This is a genomic window from Sphingorhabdus sp. 109 (assembly GCF_902506555.1).
Lineage (GTDB): Bacteria > Pseudomonadota > Alphaproteobacteria > Sphingomonadales > Sphingomonadaceae > Parasphingorhabdus.
In genome coordinates this window covers 1,394,878-1,421,689 of record NZ_LR732707.1, presented here as the reverse complement: position 1 = coordinate 1,421,689, position 26,812 = coordinate 1,394,878, and the positions used below count along the sequence as shown (strand labels likewise).

The window sequence follows — 26,812 nt, the reverse complement described above, 5'->3', positions numbered from 1 at the left end:
TCATCGCTCTATTCGAACGCTGGAATGGTCCTGATCTTAGCCAAAATAATGAGTGAAGGCCCGGGTGATTTGGTCTGAAATTTCCGCAGCGCTGTCCGGGAAAGTTCGGAGAACATTTATTCTCGGCTCAATCCCTGTCGATAATATCCGGGCCTGGATGCGCCTGGCTTCGCTTTCACTGCCCAGATGATGGAAAACGGTCATGGCCGCGATCAGGGCCAATGGGCTATGCTGTGAAAACTGAGCAAGTCTGCGCGACAGCGACAGCGCTTCCTCTTCCAGCCCCAGATTGAATGCGGCGTAAGTCTGCGTGGTTTCTGCCTCAAACCGCATGGGACAGTTTGGACTCAGTTTTATAGCCAGCTTGGCCGATTTATAGGCAGCGGAAAAGTCACCCTTCAACATCAGGGAAACCGCCTGTGAATTATAGGCTTCGGCATAGTTTGGACAAAATGAGATTGCTTTCTCATAATGGTCCAGCGCGCTGTCGATGTTGCCCGAAACCCGTTCCGCGCGGCCGTTGACGAGATGGGCAAAAGGATCGAGCGGGTCACAGCGCAATGCCTGCTCTCCCGACGTCAGCATATTCCGGATTGCGGCATCCTGGTCTCCACCGCGCGCAAGGTGGAAAAGCCCCAGACCATGAATATAGGCGGTGGCGGCATGCGCGCGCGCGAATGTCGGTGCTTGCGCACGGGCGAATTCGAAATGATCGAGGGCCTGTTTCAAGTCCATCTTCGCTCCGTTTACGCTCGACATGCCGAGGTGATAGGCCTCCCATCCGGTAAGTTGATCGGGAGCCCTCAACTTCGCATAGGATGCTTCGGTATCGCTGATCGACAGGTCGATTGCCGTGATAATATCCCGCACCATCTGCGCCCGCATTACGTGGATGTCGGCAAGCGGTGCCTCATAGCGTTCGGCCCAGACGACGCGATGTTGTCTTGTCTCGGTCAACTCGACCCCGACCAGCATTTGACGTCCGATCAGTTCAATCCAGCCGGTCAGCACATAGTCCACATCAAGCTCTCTGCGCATTGTTTCAAGGTCAGGGAGATTGGCCTCAAACCGGAAACTGGAGGCGCGGGCTATAACGAATAGCCAGCGCAACTGCGACAGGGCGGTCGTAATATCGGCCGGCAAGGCTTCGGACAGTCCGGCATGTTCATTCATTTTACCGATCTTGCAAAGCGGCAGCACAGCCACGACGGGGGGCTTGCCTGCTTTTTCGGTCAACGCGTCCGACACCAGCGGTCGTGATTGCGCTATATCCTGTCCCACCTTTAATGCGTGCGTTTCGACACGGGTAACAAAGCGGAAACCCCGTCCATAGACAGTCTGAATCACATGTTGCTCATGACCGCTATCGCCGAGAATGCGGCGTAGTGCCTTGATCTGGCTGGACAAGGCGCTGTCCGAGATGGAGCGGTTGTTCCAGAGTTGCCGGACCAGTTCCTCTTTCCGGACCAGTTTCCCGTGGTTGCGTACAAGTATCCCCAAAATGGCGAGAGCTTGGGGTTGTATCAGGAGTTTCTCCCCCCTACGGAGCAGCTCGAACCGTTCGGTATCAAGCTCAAAATGCAGGAAACGATATTTCATGTCATTGCTTCAATTTTCATCCTCCATGCCCGAATCCAGACTCTATCCAGATTTGATGGTTTGAAATTTCCTCCCGCCCAAGCTATGTTACAATTAGTTACACCTATCATGTGGGGCCGTCTTGCATCCCCAGATTGCCATTGCCCGTAGATTGAATCAGGGGAGGACATAAATACCATTATGGACGATTCCTCTGCATTACAATTATGTCTGGAACGCGATCGGTTGTTGAGTGATCCTGAATTTGTTCGCGCACCGAGCATGTCCAAATTGTTGCGATATCTGGTCGACTATAAACTGTCCGGAAACAGCGTCCCGCTCAAAAGCTATACGATTGCGACCGAAGCGCTTGGCCGTGATGCCGATTTTGATACCCAGACGGATAGCTATCCGCGTGTGCAAATGGGGCGCCTGCGGCGTATGCTCGATAGTTTCTATTTGCGGAAAGGCGGAGAAAACCGGCTGTCCATACCCCCGCAAAAATATGAAATCATGCTGGAGCCCAATATTACCCCTTCCGGCGATCAGGATAACCTGATCGGCGAGGGCACAAATTCGTCCACAGTCGATGGCAGGCCGTCAATGCGCGCGGATACCGACGCCGGTCCATCAAATGGAAAAGGTGCGGACGGGCCATGGGTCTGGAACAGGGGACTGTTAGCCATTCTGGCTGTGGTCGTGCTGTTGGTCGGAAGCAGTATTCTGACATATTATCTGTCCACCGGTCGGACTGGCAGCGAGATTGCCTATCCGCGTTTGGCACTGGATATGGCGGATGGCCCTGCCGGTGCGGGGCGATCACAATTTTCCGAATCCGTCGGCAATCAGCTGGTTCGCGGCCTGAACGGATTTGGTGGAATACGGATTTTCGAAGAGCAGGCTGGCGAATCCGGAATGTCCGATTATCTGCTCCGGCTGCACTTCCTTGAAGCGGCAGAAGACAAAATCGGTTTGCGTTTGCTGGATCAGCAGAGCGGCGAGATATTATGGTCGAGGGAGCTGGATACCGTTGATGACGACGCGTTCAGGCTAGAATTGGATCAGGCCATTATCGCATTGGCAGGACCGAATGGGAAAATTGCCCAGACCGAAATATCCAGGCTGGGAAATGATTATTCGGCGGGATATCCCTGCCTGCTGCAGTTTGATCTTTTTATCCGCTACCGTGATCCGGAAAAGCGTGCGCCCCTGCAGAAATGCCTGCAGAAATCGGTAGTGCTGTTCCCCACCGATGCCCATGTTCTGAGCGTGGCTGCCTTTGCCCTGAATATGGCGGAACGCTTCAACACTAACCCCGCAGCCCGAAGCGCTGGAATGTTGCTGGCCCGGAGGGCGGAAGCATTGGACCACAACAGTCCTGCGGCGAATTTTGCTGTAGCGCAGTCTGCCTTTTTTGCCGGTGATTGTGCAACCGGCGTGGCCTGGGGCAAGAAGGCCGTTGCATTGAATCCACTGAATTCCCGGATCATCGGATATCTCGGTCTTTATATGATCGGCTGTGATAACCCGGAAGGTGAGGACTATGCTGCACGAGCGCTGAAGCTGGATCCCAATGCGGATCTGTCGATCGCAGCGGCTGTCGCCCTGCAAATGCTGAAACGGGGGGAAGCATCGGCAGCCCGCAAACTGACCAGCGAATATATGGCGTCCTCGCCCCGCAAGGAACCGGCGCTCGAACTGGCCTATATGTTGTCTTCGGCTATGCTGGGCGAAAAAACAGAGGCGCGACGGGTCTGGAAAACCATGGCCGCGGACTACGGGCTGACAGAAAACAGCCCGCCGCGGGAAATGCTTCAAAAATGGATCGACAGTCCCACGCTGATCAATGAGATACTGGTGATTATCAACCGTTCGGGCATGTTCAAAAATAACGGTAGCTAAGCCGAAGCCTGTTTCTTCTGTCGCCCGCAAACTTTCGGGACATGTGAATCCACCCCGGATTGGCATCAAAAGCCATTGCTGTTTTCAATTGCAAAAAGATATCGAATTTATTGGTTCGATTTGTTACTAACCCCGTCACGTCAAATCAATGCTATTTGGCTTGCGTTTAGGAAAGCGGCTCCGAACGACAGAAGGACATGTAATGCAAGAAATACTATTGGCGTATTTTCCTTATTTTCTGGCGTTTGTTCTGCTTCTGGTGATTGCCTATCTGTGGCTACGATTGCGAAATGTCCGCGCTGATTTAACGACGGCAAGGCTCGACCTCAACCGGTGTCAGCTAACACTGGAAATTTCGGAAGACGTTGGACGCTTCGGTTCCTGGCACCTCGATGCGGCAACAAATATCGTGAAATGGTCGGATTATGTTTTCGACATGCATGAGCGCCGTCACTCGCTCGGCAATCCGATGCTTGAAAATGCCATTGACTACTATCACCCGGATGATCGTTCCATGGTAGAGGAAGCCGTTGCACGTTCTTTGGATGAAGGCGCGGATTTTGAATTTCGCGCGCGCATCCTGACCGAAAATGGTAACGAGCTTCCGGTGCTGGCCAGAGGCACATGCCAGATTGGCGGAAACGGAGCAGTTCTCGGGATTTTCGGTTGTTTTGTGGATCTGAGCACACCCGAAGAGCGGCAATACGCATGATATCCGGCATTTGATCGCGACCTTGTCGCAACCATCCTATGAAATATGCGTATATAGGGGCACAGCATATCGCTTGCGGCCAGATAATTTTTCCGGTTATGTTACCGTATCTTGAGGAGGAGATTTGCGAAACTTAACCGAAGCGGAAAAGCTCCAGCTCTGTTTGGAGCGCGATCGGCTGTTGTGCAGTTCCGAATTCGCCCGCTCTCCGACCATGAGCAAACTGCTTCGTTTTCTAGTCGATCACAAGTTGCGGGAAGACGGCAAGCCCTTGACGGCATATGCCGTAGCCGTCGATGCGCTTGGCCGCGATGACAGTTTCGATACCCAGATTGACAGCTATCCGCGCGTCCAGATCGGCCGGCTGCGGCGTATGCTTGACCATTTTTATCTGCGCGAGAATTGCGCAAACCGGCTGTATATTCCCTATCATAATTACGAGATCATTCTGGGGGCCAACGAGGCATCGGGCAGCGAGTCCGAAGGCGCAGAGCCCGAAGGGCAACCGGCGAAAAAGCCTGTACCAAAAAGCCGGCGGACCCAAGATATGTTTGGCAGACGGGTGGAGCGACACGCATTTGTACCGGAAAGCCCTGCCGAGCGGCAGGGACCGGTCAGTCGGCGATATATCTGGACGATTTTCGCTGTGTTTCTCCTGTTGGCCACTGCGGGAATATTCTATTTCCAGAAGAGCGACAGCAAAGCTGGCGTCGCTATTGGCTATCCCGCGATTATCGTGAAAGCGACCGACGGGCCCACCAATCCTGCCTCCCGCGCCAGATTGGAAGCCATTCACAGTCATCTGGTCGGAGCACTGGGAAAATTCGACCAGATTCGTGTATTCAACGAGACGGCCGAGCCATCCGTCGGATCGCGATATCTGCTCGAGTCCTCGAACCTCAATGATTCTGCCCGCCCGGTGCAGCTTCGTCTCGTCGACAGCGTTACCAGAGAGGTGATCTGGTCGAGCAGGATAGGAAATTCGAGCGATCAGGAACGCGCCGCAGAGCTCAACCAGGCCGTAATTGCTATGGCCGGTCCTTACGGTAAAATTGCCCAGCACGAACGGTCCAAATATCGTGTCGATTTTACGCCCGGCTATCCGTGCCTGCTGCAATTTCATCAATATATGCGCTACCGCGACGAGGCGGTGCTACCACGAGTATTGCAGTGCATGAATGAATCGGCGAAACAATTTCCGAATGACTCCTATTTGATGAGCGTGCTGGCATCGGCCAAGAATATCGCGGAGAAACAGGGCTTAGCCGATACGATAGAAGGCAGGCGTGATGAATTTGCAGCCAAGGCCGCAAAAATTGACAGCAACAGCGCATCAGCCACTTTCGCCGTGGCGCAGAGCGCATTCTACAAGGGCGATTGCCGCAGGGGTGTCTTGTGGGGAGAGCGCGCGGTTGGTCTGAATCCGCTGAATTCCCGGATCATGGGTTATCTGGGCATGTATATGCTCGCCTGCGACATGCCGGAAGGGGAAGCCTATGCGGATCAGGCCTTGCGGATGGATCCTAATGCAGAGCTGGCCATTGCGGCGACCGTAGCGATGCGTCAGTTGCGGCGCGGCGATGCACAGGCTGCACAGAAATTGTCCTTGAAATATCTCGATTCGATGCCGGGCGCCGCCGTGGGACTGGAGATCAGTTTCATATTGTCATCGGCGATGCTCGGTGAAAAGGATGAAGCGCGGAGGGTGTGGCGGCAGTTGGCAGAACGTTCCGGCTATCCCGCAACCGCTGCACCGGCTGATGTACTGCAAAAATTGATTTCGGACCCGGACATATTGCGCAAGCTCGTGGCCGACTTCGAGGCTGCGGCGCTCTACTAGACGGATCGCGATCGCGGTCGCCGCAAGGTCATTCGCAGACGATAGGCCGTGGCTAGAGAAAGACTAATGCGCGACGACCAGCGGAACCGGGCAATCCCAGAATAGGTTGCGCGTTACCCCGCCGAACAGGAATTCCCTTGCCCGGCTATGGCCATAGGCACCCATCACCATATAGCTGGCGTTCAACGTATCAATTGTCGACAGCAATATCGCGTGGACCGAGGATTTCTCGGCGGCAAGTTCGTGAATCCGAGACTTGATGCCATGTCTCGACAGATATTCCGATGCCTCCAGAGGGGGCAGGTCGTGCTGCTTCTCTTCCTCGACGACGACGATGTGCACATCGTTCGCCAGCCTGAGCAGCGGCACGGCGGCACGCAATGCATTGCCGGCTTCGAAGCTGCCGTTCCAGGCGATGATGGCGGAACCGGCTGCATCGAATTTCTGCACGCTGTCGGGCTGCACGACGACGGGGACATTGCAGTTGAAGATCACATCACCCAGAAGGCCGAACGGCAGGGTGTTGTCCTTTATTCCGCTGCACGAACTGAGCACCATGATGTCGGTCAGTGCCGAATTGCGGGCAAGGCCACGGGCCGGTTCCGCATTGGCTTCCTGATAGTCCCAGGGCACATCTTCACCGGTGAGCCGTTTTTCCATTTCGGTTTTCAGCAACAAATCGGACTCGCTCGCATATTTGCTGATATCATACATGACAGACATTCCGGTAACGCCGTCAAATGCCATTTGTGGTCTGTAAGGATCCGGGCGCAGGCAATGGAGATGTCCCTCCAGCGCGCGGGTGAGATCCAGTGCCGCCTGATAGCGGGCTTCTAGCCCGGAATCATCGTTGATATAAAGAAGCACGGATTTCATCTTGTCTCTCCCTTGTTGACCTTCCCGCTGCAATTGCAAGAAACAGCGAAGGCAAGCCATCCGTAGTGTTACCTAGCGGCAGCATGAAATTCCTCGCCCAGATATACATGCCGCACCAACTTGTTCTCCAGCATTGCCTGCGGCGTACCTTCAAAAACAATACGCCCCTCGTGCAGAACATAGACCCGGTCCAGAATATCGACCATTTCCCGCACATTCTGGTCGGTGATCAATATGCCGACATCATGGCTTTCCAGATTGGCAATCATCGCCTTGATATCCTTGACCGACATCGGATCAATGCCGGCAAAGGGTTCATCGAACAGCATGATGGCCGGGCTGGCTGCCATCGCCCGGGCAATTTCACAGCGGCGTCTTTCACCGCCCGACAACGCGCGTGCCGGTACCTGACGGACATAGTCTATATGAAACTCCTGCAGCAGGTCATCCAGCTTCTGCGCCCGGGCGACGGGATCCGGGACGACCGCTTCGAGTACGGTCATGATATTCTGTTCGACCGTGAGGCCTCTGAAAATCGAGGATTCCTGCGGCAAATATCCCAGGCCACGAAGCGCACGCCGGTCGAGTGACAGTCCGGTTATGTCCTCGCCATCAAGGAAAATATGGCCGGAATTGATCCGAAGCAATCCGAGGATCGAATAGAATGTCACGGTCTTGCCGGCCCCGTCCCGTCCAAGCAGACCCACAACCTCGGAAGGCCCGACTTCAAACGATATGTCGCTCAGGACCGTTTTTTTGCCAAATTTCTTGTTGATCGAGACAACCGAAAGGCCATGCTGTTCACACGACCTTGCTCGGTCTGGTTGAGACAGGATGGATGGAAGAATATGTTTCAAAGTCCTGCGTGATCCCGATTGGAAAGCCTTTAGATAAGCGGCGACGGGATGCGGCTACATCAGGGAGTGTACGTATCCTGCCGTGGCCCTCCGGTGCATGGCTCGGGAGAAGCGGCAACCAGACGCGACGGCCGGCCAGTTCATTCGGCCGTCATAGTCCGTTGGCAAGTTCGTCCCTGAATTTCGGATGGGCGAGGCCGATCAGAGCGTCGGCGCGCTGGTTCAGCGATTTTCCCTTCAGGTCTGCCGATCCATATTCGGTTACCACGATATGCGTGTCGTTGCGCGGCGTAGTCACTGGTCCGTCCAGTCTGGGAACGATGCGGGAGATGGTGCCGTTGCAGGCGATGGACTGGCAGGCGATGATCGACTTGCCGCCTTTGGACGCTGTCGCACCACGAACAAAGTCCAGCTGACCGCCCGAACCGCTATATTGCCGCCCCATCAAATGTTCCGAATTGCACGCGCCGCCAAGGTCGATCTGCAGGGTCGCATTTACCGACACCACATTTCGGTTTTTCGCGATATGGCGCGGATCGTTGACAATATTCACCGGGGCGCTGTGCATCGCCGGATTGTCATCGAGAAAATCGTAGAAAGGCTTGTCCCCCATAGCGAAGGTGAAGACGCTGCGGCCACGATAGGTGGTCTTGGCCTGATTGGTGACGGCGCCACACTGGATGAGGCTGGCGAGGGCAGGGGTCATCAATTCGGTATGGATTCCCAGATCCCGGCGGTCCTGCAACAAGGCGCAAACAGCGCCGGGAAGTGCGCCGATGCCCATCTGGAGACAGGCTCCGTCGTCAATCATGTCGGCGATGGTGGCTGCTACCCTTGCCTCTTGCGGTGACATATCGGGTGCATGGACCTCGGCCAGAGGCGCGCGATTCTCCACAATGGCATCGATTTCGGAAATGTGCAGAAGCGAGGCGCCGAATACCCGCGGCATATTCGGATTAACCTCGACCACGAGCTTTTTCGCGCTGCGCGCCGCGGCAGTGGAATAGTCGTTGCTGGTGCCAAAAGTGAACCAGCCATGTTTGTCCATCGGCGACACGGTCGTCACAAACAGATCGAGCGGAACCTCTTTTTCGAACAGTCGCGGGGAATCGCTGAAGGCGACCGGCACAAATTCGATCGGGCTTTTCTTGCCGGGCTCCTGGGTGCTTAGCAATTGGCGCTCGATCGAGCTCAGAAACATGCAGCGCGGGCGTATCCGGCCGAGCAGGTCGGGTCGCAATACCGTTGCGCCGGCATGGTCCATCGAATGGAAATACCAGAGTTTGATATCGTCGATATCACCCCTGATTGCCATGTCCGCCAGTGCGCCCAGCAGCGCAGGCGGTTCTGCGGTGGCCATTCCCATGGCAATATGCGCTCCGGAGTGTAATCCCTGCACGGCCCCGTCGGCATTCGTCAGGCGGGATTGGTAGGCCTCAATATGCGTCATATCCTACACCCCGGCTGAAGGAATAACATGGATTGGCAATGGGGGCTTTGCGTAGCGCAAGTCCGGGCGAGACTATCGACCGCGCAGCTCTCAAACTTCATGCGCGGCCAGCATCTTTGCCAGTGGTTCCGCTGCATCCGGTCCAAAATCCTTGGCGATTTCGGCAAGCAATCGCGCGCTCGTCTCGGGCCCGAGATGCTTGCGGATTACGCCCAGCGCGCGCGGCGCGGCAACCAGAATTATGCCTTCTTTTGTTCCCGACATGAGTTGCTCGACCCGCTGGGCCATTTCCGACACAAACCGGTCCTCTTCCTGCTGTTGCAGATCGGTTTGCTCATGGGCACCGCGGCTGGGAGACTTGCTCTGGAAACTGCGGCCCGGCTTGTCGGTGCCGAGTTCCGAAGTGCGCAGGGAAGGGTTTTTATGTTCCTCGATCAGCTCCAGTACCGGGGCGAAAGCTTCGCCACGATTCTTGAACATCGCCATGCGAGAGCCATCCACGGCGATCACCCTGCAATCCTTGCGCACCAGCATTTCATTCTCCCATCAACTTGTCGGCTGCAAACTTTCTAGGAAGCAGAAACCCCGCGGACGATAGGTATTGTTACGGACCGGCGACGGGTCTTACGAATAATTACGTAACGACAAATGGCAGAAATTTGCCGACAATCACGCATTGTCCGCCGCTATCGCGGTAATATCAGGAGTATCGATCATGACGGTTCACAAAAACATCGCGAAACCCGTCGCCCGTATGACGGCGATGCTTATGACATTGTTGCTCCTCGCCTGTGCTACCGCAACGCCCTACCAGCCGCAAATCCCGGGGCAGCGTGTTTCCGGCGGCTATTCGGAAGAGCGCATTGATGAAACCCATTTTCGCGTGCGATTTGCCGGCAATACCCTGACTGCACGCGATACGGTCGAAGGCTATCTTCTGTACCGGGCAGCGGAACTCACGATCCAGAACGGCTATGACTGGTTCCGGATTACTGATCATACAACGGAGACCGATCGTCACACGTATGTCGAGCGCTTCCCCCGCTACCAGCCTTATTACGGATCTCGCTATCTGAACTGGCGTCCGCACTGGCGCTATTATCGAGGCGGTGTCTGGTCGACGTGGCATCCCTACGGTCGCGATCCGTTCTGGTCCTTTGACACCGATGTGCGGACGGTCGAGCGGTTCGAAGCTGAGGCGGAAATCGTGATGGCCCGGGGGTCGATGCCTGCCAATGCTGCACGCGCTTTTGATGCAAGCAAGGTTCTCGCGGACCTCGGACCTTCGATCAAATGGCCTGACGAGAAATAGCAAAGCCGCCCGCCGCTGATCGCGCGAGAATGATCTGCAAGCTATATACGCGAATGGGCTGGATGCAATTCTGCCGGGCCTGTGCTGCCAGCGTCAGAGAATTTGCTGCTGCCGAGCGTAGACGGTGGGGATTGCCAGGCGCGCGTTACACCTTGTCGGCATAAAGCAGGCGGCCGGGTCCCAGACGCTCCAATATGACCGGCAGATCGCTTTCGGAAAAGGCAAAGCAGCCTTGGCTGCGGCCCAACTTTCCGTGGGATTCGACCATTTCCGGTTCTGCATACCAGGCGCCGTGGATCACGATAGCGCGCGGTTCGGCCATATTGTTGCTCGGGTCGAGACCCTTCAGCCGACGGGACGTGCCATGTTTCCCGACATAGCTTTCGCTGGTCATATAACTGCCGCCGGAAGACGCTTCCGATCCCGGAACATTGGAAAATTCCTGAAGCCATCCGGTATGCTTGGGGTCGGACCCCTTGCCATGGGCAACGAGAAAAGACTGGATAGCCCCGCTCGCCATGTCGACGATATGGAATCTTTCTTTCGCAGAATGCAGCGAATAATCGGCAATCCCGATCCGGTCGGTGTGCAAAAGGGATGACTCGTGGACCGCCATGGCCTGTTTTGCGCGATCAATCAGCGCGATCGAACCGTTACGCGCAATGTTTTTCGGGCGCGCCGGTATGGATGTTAAAGTCCTGCTGGCGGCCTGGGATCGGCTGCCAAGCCCATAAGCCGCGCCGGTCAGGCCAACCAGTCCGCCAGCGATAAAATTTCTTCTGTTCATCCTTCATGCATAGCATATTATTCCTGTACCCGGGATTAAGTATCAATACTTATTGTTTCGCCCGCCGACAGCCGGAAGAGAGACTGGATGAAAATATGCATAGCATTACTGAGCGGATTTCTGTTTGCTTCCGCCGCATTGGCCCAGTCCGCCGATCAGCGGGCAGATGATCCGCAAAATCATCTGATCTGGACCGAATCGCAAATCATCCAGTTGCAACAACTGGTCGATACGCGTGCATCCGAGGCGCTGGCACATTGTAGCATCAGCGATTTCAGTCAGCCGAATTCCGCAAGCGATCCTTATCGGCGGTCACGGCTCGCATCGGTCGCTGCGAATGAACTGATGCAGGCCTATCTCGAGGGATGTTCTCCGGCCTCCGCCCGGGCGAAATGGCATAGCGGCAGCGATGACCGCTATATCGACACACAGCAATTGCTGATGAAGGCTCTGCTGCATGATGATCTGGCCGGTTATTTTGACGCGCTCCGTCCGCGCAATCCGCATTACAAGGCGCTTCGCGCGGCTTATTCGACCGAAAGCGATGAGGAAAAGCGGGCGACCCTGGCGGTGAATTTGGAACGCTGGCGCTGGATGCGGCTGGTGATGGGCGAGAAATATCTGCTGGTGAATGCCGCCAGTTTCGAGGTCACTTTGTGGGAGAATGACCGAGCGATAAAAAGCTGGCCGGTGATCGTCGGCAAGACCACATCGCCGACGCCGGTTTTTGAAGCCACGGTCAGTGGCGTCATTCTCAATCCCTGGTGGGAAATTCCGACATCCATTGTTGCAGAGGGCATCGGCTCTCTGGTCCGCAACAACCCGGCTGCGGCACGGCGGAAAGGCTATGTCGTCCAGAACGGGCGCTACCGTCAACGGCCGGGGCCGGGCAACGCGCTGGGACAGATGAAGCTGGTCATGCCCAATCCCTATAGCATCTATTTGCACGACACGCCGAACAAGGAGCGGTTTAGCGAAGCCGTACGTACGTTCAGTCACGGGTGCATCCGGGTGGGCAATGCGATTGATCTGGACAAGACCTTGCTCGAGGGCAGCGCGACGCCGGCGCAGGTTGACGCAATATTGGCGAGCCGGAAGACGACCAAATTGTCGCTTCTCAAACCGATCCCGGTCTATATCGCCTATTTCACTGCCGAGGCAGGAGAAGGTGGTTCGATACGCTATTTTCCCGACGTCTATAAGCGCGACAGTCTGAAACTGGCGCAGAACGAACCACGTCTGGATTGTGCTGCATAACGAGTCCTGGCGGTCAGGCGCCGATAGGATCCGGTAAGGCCACAACCGACCCATAAATCTGTCCGTCCGGGTTCAGGCGCGGGCCCAGCGGCCATAGTCCGTGGTTCCTTATAATAACCGTCTTTGTCATCTTTCTATCTGTTCTTGTAACAAGCCTGCGGCGTCGGGCTGGCCTATCCGATTTTCATATTCAATGGATTTACAGGGGGCCTGAATGCGCTTTTCCAAAACGGTCGCGATCTCGACAATTGCGTTGAACACTTGCTTGCTGGCTTCCGCGCCTGCCGCTGCGCAAAGCGATCAACTTGTCAAAACTGCTATGGAACAATTGGACGCGGGGAAGGCTGAAACCGCCTATGCCGAACTCAAGGCTCGCGAAGATGATCGAGCGGGAGAACCGGACTATGATCTCGCCCTGGGGCTGGCCGCCCTCGAAAGCGGTCGCTATGGCGATGCGATCATCGCATTCCAGCGGATATTGGCAACGCAACCGGAGAATGCGCGCGCTCAAGCGGAACTCGCACGCGCTTATGCTGCGGCCGGTGACATAGACACGGCGCGTGCGGAATTCGCAACCGTCCGCGGCGATCTTTCCATTCCCGACCCGGTGCGCAACCGGATCGATGGCCTAGTCCGGACACTGGATCAGCAGATCGCCGGCGGCCCTTCGGAGATTACCGGCTATCTCGATGTGGAAGGCGGTTACGACAGCAATATCAACACCGCAACCGATGCGATTTCGATCACATTGCCGCTTTTTGCCTTTCTCGGGCCGGCAACATTAAACGGTGCCGCGCGAGAACAGGATGCCGGATTTTACCAGATTCAAGGCGGACTATCCGGCTCTACCCCGCTGAGCCGTCAGACGCGTCTGTTCGGCTCCGTTCTGGGAAACTGGCGTGACAATGTCGACACGCGTTTCGTCGACCAAGCATCGGCGGTCGGTACGGTAGGCGTCTCTCATAGCCTGGCCAAGGGCGACGTGATTTCCCTTTCCGGACAAGGGCAGCGATTCTGGCTCGGGCATAGCGGTTATCGCACCAGCATCGGTGGAGATGTTCGCTATACCAAGCGGCTCTCGGGCAATCGCGCCTTGTCGGTCAGCGGGCAATATTTCCGGCTGAACTATGATGGCAACCCACTGCAGGATGCAGAGCGTTTCTCCGGCAATATCACTTATGCCGATGACAGGATTTATGGTGGCATCGGTGGCGGCAAGGAAGATACTCGCCGTCCCGGAGCGGACCAGCTCAGCTATGGCTTTTTCAGTGCCCAGATGGGCGGCGAATTCGGTCTGGGCGCAAAAGCGGCGATTATCGCCGGCGCCAGCGTGGAACATCGTAACTATGATGCCAGTGACCCGCTGTTTCTCAAAGGTCGCAAGGATATGCAATATGATGCGTCGCTGGGGGTCCGGTACAGATTCACCGAAACGCTGAGCGTCCGACCCCGCGCGACCTATACCCGCAACGACAGCAATATCGGCCTGTACGACTATGACCGCTGGACCGCCTCGGTAGGCTTGCGCCTGAGCTTCTAATTTCAACAGAATTTTTCGGGAGACATATCATGACCCATGACAATCAGAGAAATACCAGCTTGCTGACCGACGCTAAACTGGCTGGTGCCAGCGCGCTGGTCACGACCCTCGCGGCCTTGCTCATCCCCTGTTCCCCGGTATGGAGCGCGGAAATGGTTTTTGCTTCCGCCGATGCCGGTAATCCATCGGTACAAAATGGAGGGGGCGAGCAACAGATTTCGTCTGGCACGGTGCAACTGAAGCTTGATGACGGGAGCATGATAAGCATCGTCGGTCCTGCCAGCTATTCGATCGATGCCAAGGGGCAGCTGAAAATAGCAAGCGGCAGTTTTACCGCATCTGCGCCCAAAGGCGGGACTTCCATGCCGATCCTGGTGGGGAATGGAAGCCAGCTTTCGTTGCGCTCCGGCAGCGGTGGCAGTGGAAAAATCGCCGCGGACGGGAGCTTTTCCGGCTTTCCGCTATCCGGATCGATGCAAATCAGCAGCAACGGTCGCAGCCGCAATTTCAGTGCGGGCAATGCATTTCGTGCCAGCGCGGGATCGGGACCTGCCGCTGTGGTAACCGCTGGCGTCCAACCCAATCGCAGCGGCGGACGAACCGCTTTGCAGCAGGTCCGGCGGGCCCAGACAGCAGCAGCCCAATATCTTGCAAACGCCAGCCAGACCACCCCGACATCGCTCGGATTTGCCGGCGTGTCACAAACCCAGAATTTCACACCCGGAACGTTGCAGTCCGCGACAACGCCAAGCCAGATTCAGGCGCTTGTCCAGGCCCAGACCGGAGCGATCGACCCAGCGCTCGCCGTGCAAATCATTCTCGATATTTTGACAGCGAGCGGAAGCGGCAGTCTTAACTCGTATAGCGGGCTGACTCCCGCCCAGATTCAGGCCTTCTTGCTCAATCTGCAAACCTATGGCGTGCCATCGGCCATTTCCCAGTTCCAGCTGGAAGAATTTCTGCGGGCGCTGGGGGCTGCCGGCTATACGATCACCGGTATTACCGGCAGTGGTCCGAGCTTCGGCTCGCTGGCAGACCTGCTGGCGCTGGTTGCTGCCGGCGGTACGATCCCGCCCGGCGATCCGACCGTGCAGGCGCTGATCGATATTCTGTTTGCCAACGCCTTCCCGGCGGGTCTCGATCCGGACGAGCTGGCACGCCTGTTCCGGCTGGCCGGATATACGGTTCCCCCACAGTTTGGCGGTAACACGGGGGGTGGCACGCCGACACCGTCGCCGACGCCTACACCGCCTCCGGTGTTGGTGGATTCGGACGGGATCCGGCCGGATAACAGCCGCGGCGATATCAATCTCGCTTTTGCCAAAATCACGGAGACCGGCCAGGATAGTCAGGTCACCCTGATCTTTGAAGGCGATGAATTTGTCGGCTACCGGCTCCGCAGTGGATTTGAAATCAAGTTTGCCGATCGAGATGAAATCGAAAAAGGCGGGGATCAGGGTATCATCGGCTGGTCGCGCCTCGCAGGCGGGACAAAGCTATTTGGCGCGCAGCGGGGTCCCGATAGCGGCGACCATTTTGTCTATGGCGTGCCGATGATCAATCCGCCATCGGGCGGTCTTCTGACTTATGACCTGATCGGCTATACCAGTCCGACGCTGCGCGACGACAGCATCGCACCCGGCACGTTTGACGGAAAATTCTCGGTCAACTTCGGTACCGCGCAAATTCGGGCAGGGCTCGAAGCGACGATATCGATATCCGACTCTGTTTATCAGGTATCTTCGGCGGGCGGTGTGCTGGCGCCGAGCATTTCTGTGCTGAGCGACGGCCGGTTCAATGGTACAATCGATCTGGAGGACGGCCTGGGTATAGCTTGCAACGTCGGTGATTGCCGTTTTGTCTATAACGGATTCCTCGCCGGTGACGGCGCCAGCCATGCGGGTTTTGCTTATACGATCCGCGATGATGCGCTCGACGTCTTCAAGTGGATTGACGGCAGCGCCGCCTTTGCCAAAGGAGACAATAGCGGCAGGACGCCCAATCCGATCACGAAGACTTTCCGCGGTGTCCGGATTGACGAGAGCTTCAGCCAGCCTGTGGCCGGCGACTTTGCTTCGGCAATCGGGGTTTCTGCGAATTTCATGACCCGTGGAGAAATACAGGGCGATGGTCAGGCTACCCGAATCTCCGGCTATGTCGATGGTGTATCGACCAACAAGTCGGCTCTGTCCGAGGTCAGGGTCGAGACCGGAATCGGCGGTACATTCCGCAATATCGGAACGGCCAAGAATGTCGACAATGGCGGGCTTGGCAATGTGTTGGGCTGGACCCGCTGGGCAGATGGTGAATATGACAATATCGATGGCGGCAAGCGGGTGCTGTCCGGCAGCGAATCCATCCATTATATTTACGGCGAACGCACCACCGGCATCTTGCCCACCGGTCGTGCGGAATATGCCGTAGGCGGCGGGACGCGTCCGACCCGGGTCGACGGACTGGGTGATCCGGGCTCATTTGAAGGCGAGATCGCGATCGATTTTGCGACCCTTAAAATGGGATGGGATACGGTGATTGGCATGGGCAATGACCGGTTTAATTTTCTTTCGGCCGGTGGCCTCGACGATCTGTCGATTGATGTCGTCAATGCCGGCAATGGTGTCTATGATTTTACTGGTGAGGGCATGGTCCTCTCCGAAATCGGTCGCTGCGAAGGATGTACGGGGACTGCCAGCGGCTTCCTGAGCGGCAAGGATGGTCGCTATATTGGCTTCAGTTATGAAATCGGGACCGCTGATTTTGGTGCCATTCACGGTGTCGCCGGCTTCGAACGCGCCGATCTGGAGGATGGGCCGGAGGAAATTACCCGCAATGAGCAAGTCATCAATGGCCTGGGTAACCGGATCCAGACGACAGGGTTCACCGATGGCCGCTTGGGCGAATATCGAGGCCTGGGCGGTGTGTCCGGCGTTCGTGATACAGCCGGGAATGTTGATTTTGGCAGCGCCGGGAACGGTGTTATCAACTGGACTCGCTGGGCGGATGGCACAGCAACGCTGTCAGACGCAAATGGCGCCAGAAACTTCGATTATCCCGAAAATGGCGGGGTGCATTTCGTTTATGGCAGCGCCGCGACAAATCTCCCGGCCAGCGGGACCATCGCCTATGATCTGGTGGGTTCCACGGCGCCGACATTGCGGGATGGATCACAAACACCCGGAACCTTTGCCGGGCAGTTGGCCATCGCTTTTGGCAGCACACCAAAAGTCGGACTGGAGTTTGCAGTCGGCATCGGCGGTTCGACTTATGGGATCGCCACAGAGGGGGGCATAGCGGGTACCGCTACCAATGGCCTGGTCATCTTTACCGACACCAGCACGGGCTTTGCCAATCATACATTTGCGAGCTTCAATGTTGCCGTTTCCGGCGATGGCCCCGTCTGTACCAGCGGCTGTCGCGCAACCATCGACGGATTCCTGGCCGGCGATGGAGCGAGCCATGTCGGAGTCAATTATACGTTCGGCAGTTCCGGGCAGATAGCGGAAGGGGCCGCAGCATTTGGCAAGGCCGGGGCGGCGGCAACTACAAGCCAGCCTGTTGGCAGCGACTGGTCCGCGTGGACTGGTGTGAATGGCAGAATCCTCCCGGGGATCGCTAATGCCAAGGGGATCGGCTCAACGCCGCGCCCCGGAAGGTGGCTGGAAGCTGGTCTCAACCCTGGGGACGGTATCGCCGCTATCAGGGAACGGCTCGGCCCGAACTTTTCCTTCCACTAGATGTCGGGACGATCGGGTCCGGCCGGCTGTTCGCACCTTGGCGGGGTAGGCCAGACCCGGTTTCTGCTGGAGTTCGCTGAATCTAACAGCGTCTGTCACGTCTCTAACAATATCTGTAACTGGCAAAAGGGCAGGCTTCCGGCCAATTTCTCTTTGCACAGAGAGCAAGGGGAACGGAAATCATGACAAAATTCAAACCAGTTACATCGATGTTGGCGGTCACCGCGATTGCATCGCTTGTTGTTTCGGCGGCACCAGCTGCCGCGAAAGAGAAAAACGTCGAAGTGGTAAAATGCGAGGCCTCCTATGGGACGATCGCGATTACCGATGGCGACACCCAGGGCTGGAGCAAATTCGGCCTGTCCAGTCCGCGCGGCATGCTTGGCGCGATCGTTCAGGAATCGGGTTGCTTCACGCTGCACAGCGGTGCCGGTGGCCAGCCTGCGGACTATCTGATGTCCGCCATTGCCGGTTCCCAGGAGGAAGTGGACCAGACAATGAACGTCGCCAAGACAGCGCTGACCGAGGGGCTGGTACGGTCGGGCGCAGCCGGCACCGTTCTGAGCAAGGTTCCGATGGGCGGCGCGCTGATGGGCATGTTTGGCGGTCTCGGCGGCAAGAAGAAGACGATCACGGCGGGTTTGCGGCTGATGAACCCGGCCAATGGCCAGACATTGATCGCTGGCAGCGGGCAAAGCAAGAAATCGACTATAAAGATCCTGGGCCGGAGCGACTGGGTTGCAGCCAGCCAGGGGCAGTTTGGACAATATGGCCGTTCGAAAGACGGAAAGATGGTCACCAGCGCATTTATCGAGGCGTTCAATGGCCTGGCTTCGCAGGCCGGAGCTCTCGCAACGGTGCGTCAGACCGCGGCCGTCGCTTCTCCCGCAGCCGTCAGCAGCGGCTATACGGTAGCCGTGGAAACCAAAATGCTGGCCAGTGCTTCGGCCACGGCGGCGGAGGTTCGGGCCCTGCGCGCGGATACCGAACTGCTTCCGACCGGCAACAAGGCCGGTCTGTTTGTCGAAGTTACCGACAATTACGGCACCAAAGGATGGGTTTCAGTCGAAGACTTGCGCTAGTGCGACCCGTGCGCAGGGACACCGCTGATTAGGAAGGGCGTCCTCCATCCCGGAGGACGCCCTTCTGTCTCGGCTCTAGTCGCCGATCAAGATGAATGGAGCCCAGACGGCAGGATGTGATGCTCCGGGGACAGTCGGGTCGGCCATCAGATCCAGTTGCGCCTGGCGCAAGGCTTTGGCCCGGTCCATTCCGCCGGCGGCGTTCTTGACGGTGTCCACCGTCAATCTCGCCGCGGCATCGTCACGAACGCGCCAGTGAGAGAGAAGCAGAGATCTGGCGCCGGCATAGGCGAATGACTTGGCAAGGCCAGAATAGGTCGGCGTGCCGATGCCGGAACCGGACGCCGAATTGCAGGCGGACAGAATTACCCAGTCGGCGTCGAGCCGCAATTGACCGATTTCCGAAGCCGTCAACAGACCGTCGTCCCTGCCGTCGTCGCTTTCCGGCGGGGTGAATACCAGCGCGGGCTCCCCCAAACCCCGCAATTCTCCGCTAACGAGTCCGTGCGTCGCGAAGGCGAGAACCGAATAAGGCCGCAGATCCATTGATTTGATCAGCGCTTCGGTAGCGGCATTGCCGGTGACGACCCGCGATCTGTCTTGCCCCAGCGCTTCCCCGATATTTTTCAGCTCGAGCGTGGCGGACGGCAGGCTGGGAAGATCGCGCACTTCGCTGATATCGACATTTCCGCTCCGTAACAGACTGGCAAAGGTTACCGGACCGTCTTTGGCACCGGAAAGGGAAGGCGCGCCAAATCCGGCAAAACGGATTTCCCGTTCACCGGCAGCTGGCGGCCGGACGAGATCATTCACGCTCATCGGATTGCTGACGGCGAAACGCTTGATCAGCCACGCTATCTCCGCATCGGCGGTCCGGTCGGACACCGGTTTGGTGATCAGCAACGAGGCGGGGATGGCCGCCAGAATACCTGCGCTAATCAGATGTATCTCGCTTTTGTCCTGCAACAGCTGCTCGACCTTGGGCGGGAAATAATAGCGATAGAGAGCATGCGCGCTTTGCATCGCGAAGTGTGTGGTCGAGCCATTTGTCTGGGCAACGCTGTTGCGGATGTCCATAACCCATTGCCTGAGTTGTCCGGGTGTGGCCGTAGTTTTGTGCCAGACATAGTCATCCTGCGTGACCGCCGCGACATAGACACCATCCAGCGCCGGGGTGACCATCAAGAGCGGCGCAGACCCCAGCGAAGCTTGCACCATTTCCAGGGCGACCGGCTCGGGTTTCACCAGGGACCAATATTGGGGAAGGGCGGTTTCGATCCTTGCCGACAATTCGGCAATCGCTCGGCTATTGTCTTCCCGCTCCCGAAGAAGAGCGGTTTGCCCGGGCGCGTCGCCATCGGTTGTTGCCTTGGTGAAGCTGGCATCAATTTTCTTGCCGTTTTGCACCAGGTCCTGAAGCTTTCTGACCTCGTCCCCCAGACCGGCTTTCTCGGCCATCGATCTGGCTGTCAAACTGCCCGATATGCTGCTCAAATCGGCGAATTGGGCCAGTTGCATGGTGTCGAAACTTCCCGCTATATTTCCTTCGCTGGCCAAGATACCGGCAAAACGCGCAAACTGGTCTGTCAGTCCGGTATCATCCGCGAAATATTCCTCGCTCGATATGGCACGATCCAATATGCTCTGGCGGACTTCACGATAGGCGGAAACTGCCTCCGATGACTTGTTGTCGATATGCCCCAATGCATTGGCAATCTCGGTTTGCATCAATGCGAATTTGAATTTTTCGGTTACCGCAAATTTGGCGACGACATCCTCTTGTGCTGCGATCTCGTTCATGACGGATCGAGCGGAATCGTAATTCCTGTTCAACAGATAGCTGTTTGCAAGTTCCAGACGCAGCTCGGCGACGGCAGGATGGTTGTCCGGCAGCGCGGACGATGTTAGCGTCACCGCTTTCTCAAGATAGGTCTGGCCTTGTTGCAACTTTCCGAGACGGGTGCTGAGCAATCCTGCTTTTGCAAGGCTGTTGCCGGTGAATCGGTTCTGGCTGTTGCCGGGACTGCTCCCGAAAATTCGCGCGGCTTCATCGAACATGGCCACCTGATCCGGGCCTGGCTCGGTTTTGGACAGGCAGTCGGCAAGATTGGTCAGCGTGATGGCCGTATCACGCTTGTCGCGGCCCAGAATCTCACTGCGCAGATCCAGCGCCCGGCGGAGCAGGGGGATCGCCTCTCCGCAGCGTCCCGCGCTGCTCAGGGCCGAACCCAGATTGTTCAATGCTCCGGCATAGACGGGGTGGCGGTTTCCCAGCCGGTTCTCGGCATATTGGGTAGCCAGGCGATTTTCCCTTAGTGACAGTTCGGTGTTACCCGTTGCATTGACGACCGCAGCGAGAGACATCCAATAGGTCACGGCCAGCGTATTGTCTGCGTCGGTGGGATTCTCGATGGCCCGCGCAATGTTCACGGCCTGCCGGATTTCTTCCACGGCTGATTCATAGTCGCCCAGCCGGTATTTGGTACTACCGATATTGAACAGCGCCGCTGCATAGGCGGAGCTTTCTGTCCCTTCGGTTTCCCGCCGGATATCCAGGACTTTCTGTTGTATCGCGAGCGCCTCTTCCGCTTTTCCGGTCATGCTCAGAACAACGCTGATATTGTTCAGTATCGAGATCATCTGCTTGTGGGTGTGCAAATTGTCCGCTTCCAGCAGAGCTTCCGCGGCCCGGAAATTGCTGAGGCTTTCATCGAAATCCTGAATGTAGAAATAGGCACCGCCCAGAGCGCCCAGCGCTGCGGCCCGGGCGAGCGTGCTGATCTCTTCGTCGGATTGAGATTCTTCCAGCATCGCCCGGATTTCATCAATAGCAACTCTTGGTTGCCGCGAAACATCGCGGTCGACCAAGGCCGTCATTCTGTCGTTGAGCGTCGCGCCATTTTCCGCTTGCGCGATGCCGGGCAGCACTCCGGCGGAGAGCAACAAAGCCAGTTTCCAATATCTGAGTGCCATTTTCTGCAACCTCTTCCAACAATGCTGATTATCGCCTGGCCATTGCTGGCAAAAGTCGAAACCGGTAAGCGTCCGCGCCAATTCTATGAAAGAAAACGCATGTTTGCAAACTGTTGGTTGGCATTTTCTAACAGCATTTGTCACTGCTCCATCTTGAGCTGAAGATGCTATGGGTCTAGCCATGAATCAATCATATCTGAAGATGAGCCAATTTCATGCCGGGTCTTAACATTCTGCATATCGAGGATGACGCGCAGACGGCGGAGATGGTTTCCGCCGCACTGGCCAAGACCGGCGCCACAACAGTCTGGGCGGCTGACGGGAGTGACGGTCTGCGGCTAGCTTCCGGTTCGCAATTCGACCTCGTGATTCTCGACCGGATGCTACCGGACATGAGCGGTATCGAGATTGTCGGCAAATTACGCGAGGCCGGTGTCGATATTCCGGTGCTGATGCTGTCGGCCTTGGGCCGCACGGAAAACCGGATCGAGGGCCTGGATGCCGGAGTCGATGACTATCTCGCCAAGCCGTTTGAGCAAGAGGAACTGATCGCACGGGTTCGGGCTTTGCACCGGCGGGCCAGCGGGCAATCCCATAGCGCGGTGATCATTTTCGGTGATATGGAATGCCATATCAAGGCACGAACCGCGCACCGCCAGGGCAGGCATCTCGCACTCAGCCCCAAAGAATTCGATCTGTTCCGGTATTTCATGCAGAATGCCGGGGAGATCGTCACTCGCGAAATGCTGTTGCTGAACGTCTGGAACCTGAAATTCGATCCGCAGACCAACGTCATAGACGTCAATGTCGGGCGGCTCCGGCGCAAACTCGAAGAAGGTTTCGACCAGCCGGTGCTCGAGACGATCTGGGGCGCAGGTTACCGGCTCCACGCCGTCTGATCATGAAATTACTGTCATCCTTGTTCGGTCGATTGAGTCTGGTCGTCATCATCGTGTCGATATTGTCTTCCGCAGCCCTGTTCGCGATGACGGAATGGATCGTACGAAGCGAATTCCGCGAGCAGATGGCGCGCAGCGTCGATACGGATATTGCCGGTCTTGCCGATATTTACATCACCGGGGGCGGCAGCGAACTGAGCCAGCGGATTTCGGACCGGCTGGCATTGCAATCGCCTGACGACAAGCGCTATTATCTGCTCGCGTCGCCAAGCGGGCGAGCAATCATTGGCAATCTACACTCCTGGCCGGAACTGTCGTCGGAAAATTCCGAAGCAGGGTTTTTCCGGCTGGCGGACGGAACGCAGGTCTACGGGCGTGCCACGCAGCTGAATCCTGACCTGAAACTGCTGGTCGGGCGCGACACGTTGGCTCGTTCAGCCTTGCTGGCGCGGATCAGAACCGCCTTTCTCGTCGCCGGGGTTCTGCTGGTGCTGATCTTCAGCATGATCGGCCATTATGCAACCCGCCGGCTCAGGACCCGGCTTGACAGCATGAATGATGCATTTCGCGAAATCGGCAGCGGCAATCTGGCCGCAACCATCCCGGTCGACTGGCGGGGAGACGAACTGGACCAGTTATCGGAGCATGGCAATGCCATGATCGAACGTGTTGCGTCGCTGATTTCCGCGCACCGGGATATTTCGGATCACACTGCCCACGAATTGCGGACGCCGCTGATGCATCTGGACAACCGTCTGGTCACGGCCATCGGCCAGAGCACGGACCCGCTGCACAGCGAAGCGCTCGGACGGGCGCGGCAGGATATTCGCGATATTATCGCCATGCTGGATTCGCTGCTCGACATAGCTTCGAGTCGCGCTCAAATTGGGGACCGTAGCGGATTATCGGAGTGCGACATCTCGAAAATCGCAGCCGAAATCACCGAACTGTTCGCCGAAAGCGCCGAGGATCTGGAAATAAAATTTGGCACCGATATTGCGCCCGGGGTCAAGATGATGGCCAATCCCGCCCATATCCAGCGAATTCTGTCTAATCTGCTCGACAATGCCCTGAAATATACGCCCAAAGGCGGGGAGGTCGAACTTGTCCTGCAACCGGGGCCGGTTATCACTGTGCGGGACAATGGTCCCGGTGTTCCGGAGAATATGCGCGAGAAGATTTTCGAGCGTTTCGTTCGTATCGATACCAACGGGGCGCAGGGGCACGGCCTCGGTCTCGCACTTTCACAGGCGCTGGCCGAACGGAACGGGCTGATCATAGTCTGCCGGGATGCCGGACCGGGAGCGTTGTTCGAGATCAAACCGGAAGGGAGTGCCTGATGTGAAGAACCGGTCGATTGTGGCCCTGGCGGGGGTGCTATGGTTTCTCTCAGCCTGCAATGGCAGGGCAACGAATGTGGCTGAGAAACCATCGCCGCCCCAGTCCGAACCTGTCGTGGCACCGGACGCTACCAGCGCGGTGACTCGCACGGCCGACGCGATCATTGCCGGGCAGGTGGCCCAGAGGAATGCCGACGCGGCCGGGTTGCGCGCGGCTGCCGGGAAGCTGGACAATCTGGGTGCCAGGCCGGACGATGATCAGCATGACGATCTGTCGGAAAGCTGGAGCCGGCAGGCCAGCGTGATCGATCCATCGACTCCGCCAGCAGTCTATCGCGGCAGGGCGCTAGGTCCATCCTATAAAAAGGGGGTGGTCTCGGCAACGTCGCGGGTCAGTATCAACCAGATATTTCTCGCGGGGAAAAAGGCATCTGTGGCGCTGGTGCCGGCTTCATCGAAACCGGTGTCGATCGAGATTAGTGACGGCGAGGGAAGGAAAATCTGCAGCCGGCTTACGTCGTTGAAGCCGGCGAACTGCGAATGGCTGCCGCTGTTCACCGAGCGATATCAGATCGATATCCGGACCAGTGAGAGCCGCCCCGTGTCTTATTATCTCGTGTCGAACTAGCTTGCGTTAGGCTTCCGACGCAGCCATATCCCACTTTTCGCGTTTCCGGTAGAGCGTCGACGGGCTTACGCCCAGTTGTCTCGCCGCTTTGGTCAGGCTGCCATCGCATCTGCAAACCGCTCGTTCGACGACCAGTCGCTCGATCTGGTCCAATGTCATGCCATCCAGTTTGCTCAACCCGTCGAACGGTTCCGGATCGATAGACGCTGCCCGCGCGATTGCCGGCTCCGGCGCTAAAGAGGGGCGTTCGGGCACCGGCGCGGTCTGGTCGACAAATTCCGGCAGCAGGCTCGAGTCCAGATGCGGGCCGGGAAACATGACTGCCGCCCGGCGCATCAGATTCTGTAACTCGCGGACATTGCCGGGCCAGTTGTGGCGCTCGAAGCTTTCTGCCAGGCTCGCGCTCAGCGGCAGGAATTTCTTCCCTTCCTCTTCTGCAAATCGCATCAGGAAGGAATTGGCGATCAATGTGATATCGCTGCCTCTTTCCCGCAGCGGGGGAAGGCCGATCGGAACTACGGCGAGCCGATAGTAGAGATCTTCCCGGAAGCGCCCCTGTTCGACTTCCCGCGCCGGATTGCGGTTAGTCGCGCAGATGATGCGCACATCTACATCCTCGGCCTGGGTTGCGCCCACTCTCTGAACCGTACCCGTCTGAAGGAAGCGCAGCAGCTTGACCTGCAGCTTCAACTGCATTTCGCAAATCTCGTCGAGAAACAATGTGCCACCGTGTGCGGCCTGCACCGCGCCAACCCGATCCGTGATCGCGCCGGTAAAAGAGCCTTTCAAATGACCGAAAAGTTCTGATTCCAGAAGATCCTCGGGGATCGCACCGCAATTTATCGCGACAAAGGGTTTTTTTGCTCTTGGTCCCGCCTTGTGGATCGCGTCGGCGCACACTTCCTTGCCGGTGCCACTTTCGCCGGTAATGAACACCGTAGCCTTTGAATTGGCGACATTCTTAATCTGGCGATAGACTTCCTGCATGGGCGGGCTGGCGCCAATAAAACCTGCAAAGTCGGTGGCTCCCGAACCGTTCTCCGGCGCCTTATCCTCATCGGTACGAACCGATTTTGTGACTTCGACAGCGCCTTTCATGACCGTTACCAGACGGGTGGGGGAGAGCGGCTTGACCATGAAATCATAGGCGCCGAGACGCATCGCATCGATGGCCCGGTTGATCGAACCGTCCGCCGTGGCGACGATCACCGAGACTTCCGACAGGATAGCCCCGTTATTCTCGAGCCAGTCCAGACCGTTGCCGTCGGGCAATTGCAAATCCAGCAAGACTGCTGAAAAGCCGGAATCTTCGCGACCCAGTTCGATATTGGCATCGGCAAGATTGTCGACAATGACGCAATGGAATCCCGCCGTTTCCAGATGGCCCGCATAGGCGATCGACAGCGACGCGATGTCTTCGATGATCAATATCTTGTGACTGGACACAAATTTATCCCTTTATCGTGAAAATGGCCGACTTCCCATCAACGGCACATTCCCAGTCGAGTGAACGCCGGTCATCATAATGTTCCATGCATCCCTGGACCAGTCCATGGGCGATCGCGGCCATGGGGCGATGCGACTGGTAGCGAATGACCGTCTGGCCTTCCTGTACGTCCGCCGTGACCTGGGGAGGCCGCGCATCGGGGTAGAGCACACAGACTTCGGTATGAATATGGCTGCCGACATGGGTCAACAGTGCTTCGGCCGACTTGTAGGATTCCATGATATGCGGGTATAAGATGTTGAATCGATCATAGAGATATTTGCCGAACAGACGGCAGAGCTCGGTGGCTTCGATACCGGATTGTTCGGACGCCTGGCCAACCATGGCGAGGGCATAATCTGCCGGATAATTGCCGATCGAGGTAAACGCACCATCATTGGGAAGCGCGGCTCCGGAGATTACCTGATCGGCGAATTCCGGTGACTGGACCTGTTCCATGAACCGAACCAATTCCGTAAAAATTATACCCTTCATCTTGTTCCATTCCTTTTTATTCCGGTTGTTAACCGGTTCAAAGCATCTTCCATGCCAAAATGCG

20 protein-coding genes are annotated in these 26,812 nt (G+C 57.0%); 11 read left to right on the top strand and 9 right to left on the bottom strand.

All coding sequences use genetic code 11. From position 1 onward, the window contains the following. Window positions 1–36: 36 nt before the first annotated feature. Window positions 37–1,599 (bottom strand): winged helix-turn-helix domain-containing protein, encoded by a 1,563-nt coding sequence (locus BOSE62_RS06730; protein ID WP_159643524.1) that lies wholly within the window; start codon window positions 1,597–1,599, stop codon window positions 37–39. 261 nt (window positions 1,600–1,860) lie between these two features. Between BOSE62_RS06730 and BOSE62_RS06725 the strand changes: the two genes are divergently transcribed. The 3 genes from BOSE62_RS06725 (at window position 1,861) to BOSE62_RS06715 (ending at window position 6,032) form a co-directional block, all read left to right on the top strand. Next, window positions 1,861–3,480, top strand: coding sequence for a tetratricopeptide repeat protein (locus BOSE62_RS06725; protein ID WP_236553888.1), 1,620 nt, complete (start codon window positions 1,861–1,863; stop codon window positions 3,478–3,480). 202 nt (window positions 3,481–3,682) lie between these two features. Next, the gene (locus BOSE62_RS06720) at window positions 3,683–4,192 is read left to right on the top strand and encodes a PAS domain-containing protein (protein ID WP_159643520.1); all 510 of its coding nucleotides are present in this window, start codon (window positions 3,683–3,685) and stop codon (window positions 4,190–4,192) included. A 214-nt stretch (window positions 4,193–4,406) separates the two neighbouring features. Further along, the gene (locus BOSE62_RS06715; protein ID WP_159643518.1) at window positions 4,407–6,032 is read left to right on the top strand and encodes a hypothetical protein; all 1,626 of its coding nucleotides are present in this window, start codon (window positions 4,407–4,409) and stop codon (window positions 6,030–6,032) included. 63 nt (window positions 6,033–6,095) lie between these two features. Here BOSE62_RS06715 and BOSE62_RS06710 read toward each other — a convergent pair whose 3' ends face one another. From BOSE62_RS06710 to BOSE62_RS06695, 4 genes are all read right to left on the bottom strand, one after another. Continuing rightward, entirely contained in the window at window positions 6,096–6,908 is an 813-nt protein-coding gene (locus tag BOSE62_RS06710) for a universal stress protein (protein WP_159643516.1), read from the bottom strand. 68 nt (window positions 6,909–6,976) lie between these two features. Further along, window positions 6,977–7,765 (bottom strand): LPS export ABC transporter ATP-binding protein, encoded by a 789-nt coding sequence (lptB, locus tag BOSE62_RS06705; protein ID WP_328799762.1) that lies wholly within the window; start codon window positions 7,763–7,765, stop codon window positions 6,977–6,979. A 151-nt stretch (window positions 7,766–7,916) separates the two neighbouring features. Then, on the bottom strand, window positions 7,917–9,215 hold the full coding sequence (locus tag BOSE62_RS06700) for an acetyl-CoA hydrolase/transferase family protein (protein ID WP_159643514.1): 1,299 nt from the start codon (window positions 9,213–9,215) through the stop codon (window positions 7,917–7,919). A gap of 90 nt (window positions 9,216–9,305) precedes the next feature. After that, window positions 9,306–9,749, bottom strand: a complete 444-nt coding sequence (locus BOSE62_RS06695; protein ID WP_159643512.1) for a host attachment protein — start codon at window positions 9,747–9,749, stop codon at window positions 9,306–9,308. Between the two features lie 181 nt (window positions 9,750–9,930). On the opposite strand from BOSE62_RS06695, the gene BOSE62_RS06690 reads away from it, so the two are divergent. Next, window positions 9,931–10,527 (top strand): CC0125/CC1285 family lipoprotein, encoded by a 597-nt coding sequence (locus BOSE62_RS06690; RefSeq protein ID WP_159643510.1) that lies wholly within the window; start codon window positions 9,931–9,933, stop codon window positions 10,525–10,527. Between the two features lie 145 nt (window positions 10,528–10,672). On the opposite strand, the gene BOSE62_RS06685 is transcribed toward BOSE62_RS06690, so the two are convergent. Beyond that, on the bottom strand, window positions 10,673–11,314 hold the full coding sequence (locus BOSE62_RS06685) for a murein L,D-transpeptidase catalytic domain family protein (protein WP_159643508.1): 642 nt from the start codon (window positions 11,312–11,314) through the stop codon (window positions 10,673–10,675). Window positions 11,315–11,401: 87 nt separating this feature from the next. On the opposite strand from BOSE62_RS06685, the gene BOSE62_RS06680 reads away from it, so the two are divergent. The 4 genes from BOSE62_RS06680 (at window position 11,402) to BOSE62_RS06665 (ending at window position 18,927) form a co-directional block, all read left to right on the top strand. After that, window positions 11,402–12,571 carry a L,D-transpeptidase family protein gene (locus BOSE62_RS06680; protein WP_159643506.1) on the top strand — a complete coding sequence of 390 codons (1,170 nt, stop codon included), beginning with the start codon at window positions 11,402–11,404 and terminating at the stop codon, window positions 12,569–12,571. A 214-nt stretch (window positions 12,572–12,785) separates the two neighbouring features. After that, window positions 12,786–14,111 carry a surface lipoprotein assembly modifier gene (locus BOSE62_RS06675; protein ID WP_159643504.1) on the top strand — a complete coding sequence of 442 codons (1,326 nt, stop codon included), beginning with the start codon at window positions 12,786–12,788 and terminating at the stop codon, window positions 14,109–14,111. A 29-nt stretch (window positions 14,112–14,140) separates the two neighbouring features. After that, window positions 14,141–17,845, top strand: a complete 3,705-nt coding sequence (locus tag BOSE62_RS06670) for a hypothetical protein (RefSeq protein ID WP_159643502.1) — start codon at window positions 14,141–14,143, stop codon at window positions 17,843–17,845. Between the two features lie 182 nt (window positions 17,846–18,027). Continuing rightward, window positions 18,028–18,927: an SH3 domain-containing protein gene (locus BOSE62_RS06665; RefSeq protein WP_159643500.1), complete on the top strand. Its 900-nt coding sequence runs from the start codon at window positions 18,028–18,030 to the stop codon at window positions 18,925–18,927. 75 nt (window positions 18,928–19,002) lie between these two features. Here BOSE62_RS06665 and BOSE62_RS06660 read toward each other — a convergent pair whose 3' ends face one another. Then, complete coding sequence (locus BOSE62_RS06660) at window positions 19,003–21,900, bottom strand: CHAT domain-containing tetratricopeptide repeat protein (protein WP_159643498.1); 2,898 nt, start codon at window positions 21,898–21,900, stop codon at window positions 19,003–19,005. Window positions 21,901–22,115: 215 nt separating this feature from the next. Between BOSE62_RS06660 and BOSE62_RS06655 the strand changes: the two genes are divergently transcribed. The 3 genes from BOSE62_RS06655 (at window position 22,116) to BOSE62_RS06645 (ending at window position 24,767) form a co-directional block, all read left to right on the top strand. Further along, window positions 22,116–22,799, top strand: coding sequence for a response regulator transcription factor (locus BOSE62_RS06655; protein WP_159643496.1), 684 nt, complete (start codon window positions 22,116–22,118; stop codon window positions 22,797–22,799). A 2-nt stretch (window positions 22,800–22,801) separates the two neighbouring features. Continuing rightward, window positions 22,802–24,139 (top strand): sensor histidine kinase, encoded by a 1,338-nt coding sequence (locus BOSE62_RS06650; protein WP_159643494.1) that lies wholly within the window; start codon window positions 22,802–22,804, stop codon window positions 24,137–24,139. 76 nt (window positions 24,140–24,215) lie between these two features. Next, complete coding sequence (locus BOSE62_RS06645; RefSeq protein WP_159643492.1) at window positions 24,216–24,767, top strand: hypothetical protein; 552 nt, start codon at window positions 24,216–24,218, stop codon at window positions 24,765–24,767. A 6-nt stretch (window positions 24,768–24,773) separates the two neighbouring features. On the opposite strand, the gene BOSE62_RS06640 is transcribed toward BOSE62_RS06645, so the two are convergent. Both BOSE62_RS06640 and BOSE62_RS06635 read right to left on the bottom strand, forming a co-directional pair. Then, window positions 24,774–26,213, bottom strand: a complete 1,440-nt coding sequence (locus tag BOSE62_RS06640; protein ID WP_236553887.1) for a sigma-54-dependent transcriptional regulator — start codon at window positions 26,211–26,213, stop codon at window positions 24,774–24,776. A gap of 4 nt (window positions 26,214–26,217) precedes the next feature. After that, on the bottom strand, window positions 26,218–26,748 hold the full coding sequence (locus BOSE62_RS06635) for a heme NO-binding domain-containing protein (protein ID WP_159643490.1): 531 nt from the start codon (window positions 26,746–26,748) through the stop codon (window positions 26,218–26,220). Between the last annotated feature and the right edge of the window lie 64 nt (window positions 26,749–26,812).

Excerpts from the sequence above, each read along its gene's own strand:
- BOSE62_RS06685 (WP_159643508.1), bottom strand. The coding sequence starts at position 11,314 with ATGAACAGAAGAAATTTTATCGCTGGCGGACTGGTTGGCCTGACCGGC.
- BOSE62_RS06720 (WP_159643520.1), top strand. The coding sequence starts at position 3,683 with ATGCAAGAAATACTATTGGCGTATTTTCCTTATTTTCTGGCGTTTGTT.
- BOSE62_RS06730 (WP_159643524.1), bottom strand. The coding sequence starts at position 1,599 with ATGAAATATCGTTTCCTGCATTTTGAGCTTGATACCGAACGGTTCGAG.
- BOSE62_RS06665 (WP_159643500.1), top strand. The coding sequence starts at position 18,028 with ATGACAAAATTCAAACCAGTTACATCGATGTTGGCGGTCACCGCGATT.
- BOSE62_RS06675 (WP_159643504.1), top strand. The coding sequence starts at position 12,786 with ATGCGCTTTTCCAAAACGGTCGCGATCTCGACAATTGCGTTGAACACT.
- BOSE62_RS06710 (WP_159643516.1), bottom strand. The coding sequence starts at position 6,908 with ATGAAATCCGTGCTTCTTTATATCAACGATGATTCCGGGCTAGAAGCC.
- BOSE62_RS06700 (WP_159643514.1), bottom strand. The coding sequence starts at position 9,215 with ATGACGCATATTGAGGCCTACCAATCCCGCCTGACGAATGCCGACGGG.
- BOSE62_RS06690 (WP_159643510.1), top strand. The coding sequence starts at position 9,931 with ATGACGGTTCACAAAAACATCGCGAAACCCGTCGCCCGTATGACGGCG.
- BOSE62_RS06695 (WP_159643512.1), bottom strand. The coding sequence starts at position 9,749 with ATGCTGGTGCGCAAGGATTGCAGGGTGATCGCCGTGGATGGCTCTCGC.
- BOSE62_RS06715 (WP_159643518.1), top strand. The coding sequence starts at position 4,407 with ATGAGCAAACTGCTTCGTTTTCTAGTCGATCACAAGTTGCGGGAAGAC.
- BOSE62_RS06660 (WP_159643498.1), bottom strand. The coding sequence starts at position 21,900 with ATGGCACTCAGATATTGGAAACTGGCTTTGTTGCTCTCCGCCGGAGTG.
- BOSE62_RS06655 (WP_159643496.1), top strand. The coding sequence starts at position 22,116 with ATGCCGGGTCTTAACATTCTGCATATCGAGGATGACGCGCAGACGGCG.
- BOSE62_RS06670 (WP_159643502.1), top strand. The coding sequence starts at position 14,141 with ATGACCCATGACAATCAGAGAAATACCAGCTTGCTGACCGACGCTAAA.
- BOSE62_RS06650 (WP_159643494.1), top strand. The coding sequence starts at position 22,802 with ATGAAATTACTGTCATCCTTGTTCGGTCGATTGAGTCTGGTCGTCATC.
- BOSE62_RS06635 (WP_159643490.1), bottom strand. The coding sequence starts at position 26,748 with ATGAAGGGTATAATTTTTACGGAATTGGTTCGGTTCATGGAACAGGTC.
- BOSE62_RS06725 (WP_236553888.1), top strand. The coding sequence starts at position 1,861 with ATGTCCAAATTGTTGCGATATCTGGTCGACTATAAACTGTCCGGAAAC.
- BOSE62_RS06680 (WP_159643506.1), top strand. The coding sequence starts at position 11,402 with ATGAAAATATGCATAGCATTACTGAGCGGATTTCTGTTTGCTTCCGCC.